The sequence below is a fragment of the Streptomyces hilarionis genome (genome assembly GCF_024539675.1).
GTDB lineage: Bacteria > Actinomycetota > Actinomycetes > Streptomycetales > Streptomycetaceae > Streptomyces > Streptomyces hilarionis.
The window spans coordinates 1-5,829 of the sequence record NZ_JAHHIT010000281.1 but is presented as its reverse complement, the minus strand read 5'-3'; the positions used below and the strand labels follow the sequence as shown (position 1 = coordinate 5,829).

4 protein-coding genes are annotated in these 5,829 nt (G+C 71.7%); 3 read left to right on the top strand and 1 reads right to left on the bottom strand.

Annotated features, from left to right (window positions below; all coding sequences use genetic code 11):
• The first annotated feature begins 353 nt into the window (after positions 1-353).
• Complete coding sequence (locus KMS84_RS37635) at positions 354-1,616, top strand: acyltransferase family protein (protein ID WP_256921053.1); 1,263 nt, start codon at positions 354-356, stop codon at positions 1,614-1,616.
• 258 nt (positions 1,617-1,874) lie between these two features.
• On the opposite strand, the gene KMS84_RS37630 is transcribed toward KMS84_RS37635, so the two are convergent.
• On the bottom strand, positions 1,875-3,191 hold the full coding sequence (locus tag KMS84_RS37630) for an acyltransferase domain-containing protein (protein ID WP_256921052.1): 1,317 nt from the start codon (positions 3,189-3,191) through the stop codon (positions 1,875-1,877).
• A gap of 288 nt (positions 3,192-3,479) precedes the next feature.
• On the opposite strand from KMS84_RS37630, the gene KMS84_RS37625 reads away from it, so the two are divergent.
• Both KMS84_RS37625 and KMS84_RS37620 read left to right on the top strand, forming a co-directional pair.
• Complete coding sequence (locus KMS84_RS37625; protein WP_256921051.1) at positions 3,480-4,769, top strand: PucR family transcriptional regulator; 1,290 nt, start codon at positions 3,480-3,482, stop codon at positions 4,767-4,769.
• Between the two features lie 11 nt (positions 4,770-4,780).
• A partial coding sequence (locus KMS84_RS37620; protein WP_256921054.1) for a beta-ketoacyl synthase N-terminal-like domain-containing protein occupies positions 4,781-5,829 on the top strand: 1,049 nt, incomplete at its 3' end.

Below are 5,829 nucleotides of genomic sequence, written 5' to 3'. Positions count from 1 at the left end.
GTCGGGGCGCGGGGGCGGTCGGGGTGCGAGAAGGGCGAGGCCTGAGGCTCGGGACGGCGGGGGGTCGTCCGGCGCGCGGATTCCCCGGTTACCGGAAAATGGGCGGTGACGGGACGGTCGGAAAGGAGCGGTTACCGGACGATTACCGGCGCGGGACGACACCGCGTATAGCCTGCCGATTCCCAGTCCCGTCCGCTTTTTCCGGCACGGAGGCCCCTCTTGTCAGGCTACCCGATATCCCGGTCCGCTCATTGCGCCCGACGGCAGAACACCTCTCCCCGTCCCCTTCTCCATTCCCCGTCGCATTCCGCCGACGAATGCGCGTTCCGTGCACTTTCCTCCTCGGTGACGACATGGTGACCCGGGGCACGGACCGGGGCCGTGCGACCTCTGCGCACGCGCCCGCGCAGACCGCGGCCTCGCGGCTGCCGTCGCTGACCGGACTGCGGTTCGTGGCGGCCCTGCTGGTGTTCGCCACGCACGTGCTCTGGTACACCCCGCAGCTGTTCACGGGCGACACCGGGGCCGACCTCAGGGACACGTTCACCCTGTCCGGCTCCTACGGCGTCGGCTTCTTCTTCATCCTGAGCGGCTTCGTCCTGACCTGGACCGCCCGCTCGGACGACACGACCACGTCGTTCTGGCGTCGCCGCCTGGTGAAGATCGGCCCCATGCACCTGGTCACCTTCGCGCTGGCCGCCGTGCTCGTGGTGAGCACGGACCGCCCCACGCGCACGGTCGACTGGCTCGCGTCGCTCACCATGCAGCAGGCCTGGTTCCCGGACATCCGGACCAGTTCCGCCGTCAACGGGGTCGCCTGGTCGCTGTCCTGTGAATTCTTCTTCTATCTGGCCTTTCCGGCACTGCTGCCCGTTCTGCGCCGCATACGGGAGGAATGGCTGTGGCCCGCGGTCGCCACGGTGCTCCTGTCGATCGTCGGGGTCTTCCTCATCGCCACCTACGTGGTGAACGACCAGCCGCGGCTCATGGCCTTCTCCGTGTCGGGCGAGGTGTCGTTCGACCAGGTGTGGTTCGTGTACTTCTTCCCGCCGGCCCGCGCGCTCGAATTCGTCCTCGGCATTCTCCTGGCCAGGATCGTGGCGTCGGGGCGGTGGCCGCGCATCGGTCTGGCGCCGGCCTTCGCCCTGGCCGTCGCCGGATACGTGATCGCCCAGTACGAGCCCTACCTGGCGGGCACCGCCGGGATGGCGACCGTCTGGACCGCCCCGCTCATCGCCGCCGCGGCCGTCGCGGACCTGAAGGGCGCGCCCTCCGTCTTCCGCAGACCGACGATGGTGTTCCTCGGCGAGATCTCCTTCGCCTTCTACATGGTCCACTGGATCGTCGTCATGACGGCCTCCGAACTCCTCGGCCCCACGCGCACGTTCTCGTTGCCGGTCGGCACGCTCATGGCGCTGGCCCTGCTGCTGGCGGCCGTCGTGTGCGCCACGGTGCTCTACCGGTGCGTGGAGCGGCCGCTGGTGCGCCGCTTCGGACGGCACCGGCTGAACGCGGGGCGGACGAGCTCCCCGCCGGCCTCCGCCTCCGTGACGACAACGGCGCCCGCGCCCTCGTCCCCCTTGCCCACGGACGAGCCCCGTCGGGTGCCCGAGTAGGGAACGGCCGGTCCGTGCCCGCCGCCGGGCCCGCTGCCGTGAGGCAGGGGACCCGGCGGCGGGTTCCGGCATGCCGGGAAGCGGGCACGGGCCGGCGGCCGGGGTGCACATGCGTCACCGGGGCCGAAGCACGGCCGATCGCGGAAGCCGGCCTCCCGGCCTTCCCGGCATGCCCGGGAGGCCGGGAGGCCAGGACGCCGGGAAGCCGGGAGGCCAAGAGGCCAGGACGCCGGGAAGCCGGGAAGCCGGGAGGCCGGCTCACTCGAAGGCGGCGGTCCAGTTCACCGCGACGCCGTTGACATAGGCCTCCGCCAGCGCCGCCAGGAAGCGGCCCATGCCGCCGTCCTCGTTGCGCAGGGTCGCCAGCAGTACGGCCGAGCCGCCGAGTTCCTCGACGGTGTCCTGCATGCCGACGGTGAGCACCGGCTGGGCGCTGCACTCGACGAAGAGCGTGTGGCCGTCCGCGACCAGGGCGCGCACGGCGTCGTCGAACCTGACCGTCTGGCGCAGGTTGCGGTACCAGTACTCGGCGTCCAGTCCGTCGGTGTCGACGCGCCGGCCGGTCACCGTCGAGTAGAACGGCACCGCGCCGCGCACCGGGACGACGTCGGCGGCGAGGTCCAGCAGGATCGGGCGCAGGTCCTCGACGTGCGCCGAGTGCGCGGCGAAGTCCACGCCCGGGACCCGCCAGCGCATCATCCGGGCCGCGGAGAGCGCGGCCCCGAACTCGGCCATCGCGCCGAGGTCGCCCGAGACCGTCATGGTGGCCGGTCCGTTCACCGCGGCCACCGACAGCAGCCCCTCCCAGTCCGCGAGCATCGCCCGCGTCCGGTCGTTGGGGGCCAGCACGGTCAGCATCTCGCCCCGGCCGCGGATCTTCGTCAGGGCCTGGCTGCGCAGCGCGACGATCCGTGCCGCGTCCTCCAGGGACAACGCGCCGGCGACGTGCGCGGCCACGATCTCGCCCTGGGAGTGGCCGACCGCCGCGCCGGGTTCGACCCCGAAGCCCTGCCACAGCCGGGCCAGCGACAGCATCATCGAGAACAGCACGGGCTGGACGACGTCCACCCGGTCCAGCGGCGGGGTTCCCGGCGCCGCGCGCAGCACGTCCTCCAGGGACCAGTGCAGATACGGCGACAGCGCCCGCTCGCAGGCCCGGATCTCCCGGGCGAAGGCGGGCGAGGACTCCAGCAGTTCGACGGCCATGCCGACCCACTGGGTGCCCTGGCCGGGGAACACGAACACCGGCCGGGCGTCGGCCTGTCGGGCGGCCCGCCCGCTGACCACGTTCGGCGCGCCGCGCTCCTCGGCGAGCGCCCGCACCCCGGCGAGCAGCTCGGCGCGTTCGCGTCCCAGGACGACGGCCCGGTGCTCGAAGGCGGCGCCGGCCGCCACCAGCGAGCGCCCCACCTCGACGACCTGGCCGGCGGCGTCGGACGCCGGGTCGGACTCCAGTCTCCCCAGCAGCCGCGCCGCCTGGCCGCGCAGGCCTGCCGCGCTGCGCGCGGACAGCACCCAGGGCACCGGGCCCGCTGCCGCGTCGATCCGGACGTCTTGCGTGGGCGGCTTGGTCACGAGAACTCCTCCGTCACTGCCGATCAGCGGACCGCGCACCGCAAGGTAACGCGCGCGCCGACCGCCCCCGCCCACTGGCCGGTAATTTTGCAACAAGGTTTCGATTACCGGAGGATTACCCGCCGCGAGGTGCTCCGTGTAAGGCTGCCGAGGTCCAGTCGCGTTCGATTTCCGGGAGGCTTCTCGTTGTCAGGCTACCCGATGTCACAGGCTATGATCCCCTCGCAACCGCACATCACCTCCACCTATTCTCTGCTGCACCTACTGCGCCCCGCCGACGATTCTCTGATGCATTTACCGGCGGTGAATCCGCAGTTGGTCGAGGAGGTCGTCCGTAGGGTCGGATCGGGCGCGACCGGCTGGGCCATCGAGAACAGCAGACTGCTGCTCGCCGAACTGGCGGGAGAACCCTTCGCCCGCCGGGACCCGAGATCCGGCAGTGAGACGCGCCTCGTCGAGTCGATCGCCCTGTGGGTCGTCCTGCGGCTGAGCGGCGTGCGGGCCATCAGCGGCCTGCTTTCCGCGGAGCTCACCAACGCCATTCGGGAGCGCATCGCGGACAGCACGACCGTCGATCATCTTCTGCGGTATGTCCGGGCGACCCACGCGAGTTTCACGAGCGAACTATTCGAATTCTGCGAGGAAATGGTTCCGACCGAGGACCAGCCGGCCATGATGCGGTCGATCTCGGCGGATCTGTTCGAAGGAATGGAGACCCTTTCCGCCGCGGTCGCCGAGAAATTCGCAGCCGAACGCAGCCGCTGGTTCGCCGGACCGGTGGGCGAGCGCTTCGAACTGGTGTCGGCGATGCTGAAGGGCAAGCCCGTCGACCCGCGGAAGGCGATGCTCCAGCTGCGCTACGAGCTGACGCTGCACCACATCGCGCTGGTCCTGTGGCAGGACGAGATCACCCCGGACGGCAGGCACGAGCTGGACACCACGGCGCTGCGCCTGCTGGACCAGGCCGGCTGCTCCTCCATGCTCCTGCTCCCCGCCGGACCGGGGCGGCTCTGGGCCTGGGGCGGCCGCGCCAGCGACCGCCCGACCGAACTGCGGCGCCTGCGGACGCCCGTCGAGCTGCCCGCGCACGTCCATGTGGCGTCGGGTCTGCCGGGCGACGGCCTGGAGGGTTTCCGGCGCTCCCACGAGCAGGCGGTCACCGCGGAGCGCGTGGGCCGCATCGCCCGGTCCGGGCCGTCCGGACTGTGCGACTACGGCGACCTGGAACTCGTGATCCTGCTGGGCGACGACGCCGAGGCCACCGCCGACTTCGTTCGGCGTGAACTCGGTCCGCTCGCCGCCGACAACCGGACGATGGCCGCGCTGCGCGAGACCGTGCGCTGCCTGCTCGACAACGAACGCGGTGTGGCCGTCACGGCCAAGCACCTGCACATCGCGAAGAACACCGTGGTCTACCGGGTGAAGAAGGCGGAGCAACTGCTCGGGCGGTCCCTGCGCGAGGACCACCTGCGCCTGCACCTCGCGCTGTACCTGGCGGGACGGCTCGGTTCGGCGGTGCTGACCGAGCCCGACCCCGCCACAGGACTGGAGAACTCGATTCGGGCGGTGTCCAAGTGAGCGGTGGCCAGATGAACAAGGACGAGAAGCTCCTCGACTACCTCAAGTGGGTCACGGCCGACCTTCAGAAGGCCCGGGCCCGCGTCGACGAGCTCGAGTCGAGCCGGTCCGAGCCCGTCGCGATCCTGGGCATGGGCTGCCGGTACCCCGGCGACGTGTCCTCGCCCGACGACCTGTGGCGGCTGGCGGCCGACGGCGTCGACGCGATCTCCGGCTTCCCCACCGACCGCGGCTGGGACGTGGAGGGCATGTACGACCCCGACCCGGACGCGGCGGGCAAGTTCTCCGCCCGCGAGGGCGGCTTCCTCAGCGACGTCAAGGGCTTCGACGCGGCGTTCTTCGGGATATCGCCGCGTGAGGCGCTCGCGATGGCGCCCGAACAGCGGCTGCTGCTGGAGACCACGTGGGAGGCCGTCGAGCGGGCGCGCATGGACCCCCGCTCGCTGAAGGGCAGCGACACCGGGGTGTTCGTCGGCGTGCCGTACACCGGCTACGCCTCCATGGTCGACGCCACGTCGTCGGGCACCGAGGGCTACGCCATGACCGGGATGCTGACCAGCGTCGCGTCCGGGCGCATCTCCTACGTCCTCGGGCTGGAGGGCCCCACCGTCAGCATCGACACCGCGTGCTCGTCGTCGCTGGTATCGATCCACCACGCGGTGACGGCGCTGCGCGGCGGCGAGTGCGGGCTGGCCCTGGCCGGCGGCGCGATGGCGATCCCGGTGCCGGACGGTTTCGTGGAGTTCTCCCGGCAGCGCGGACTCGCCCCGGACGGTCGCTGCAAGGCGTTCGCCGCGGCGGCCGACGGCACCGGCTGGTCCGAGGGGGTGGGCATGCTGGTGCTGGCACGGCTCTCCGACGCCCAGCGGCTCGGTCTGCCCGTGCTGGCGGTGATCCGGGGCAGTGCGGTGAACTCCGACGGGGCGTCGAACGGGTTGACGGCGCCGAACGGTCCGTCGCAGCAGCGGGTGATCCGCAGGGCGCTGGCGAACGCGGGTCTGTCGCCGGCCGAGGTGGACGTGGTGGAGGCGCACGGCACGGGCACCCGGCTCGGCGACCC

Coding starts and splice junctions, on each gene's coding strand:
- KMS84_RS37635 (WP_256921053.1), top strand. CDS start 354: ATGGTGACCCGGGGCACGGACCGGGGCCGTGCGACCTCTGCGCACGCG.
- KMS84_RS37625 (WP_256921051.1), top strand. CDS start 3,480: ATGCATTTACCGGCGGTGAATCCGCAGTTGGTCGAGGAGGTCGTCCGT.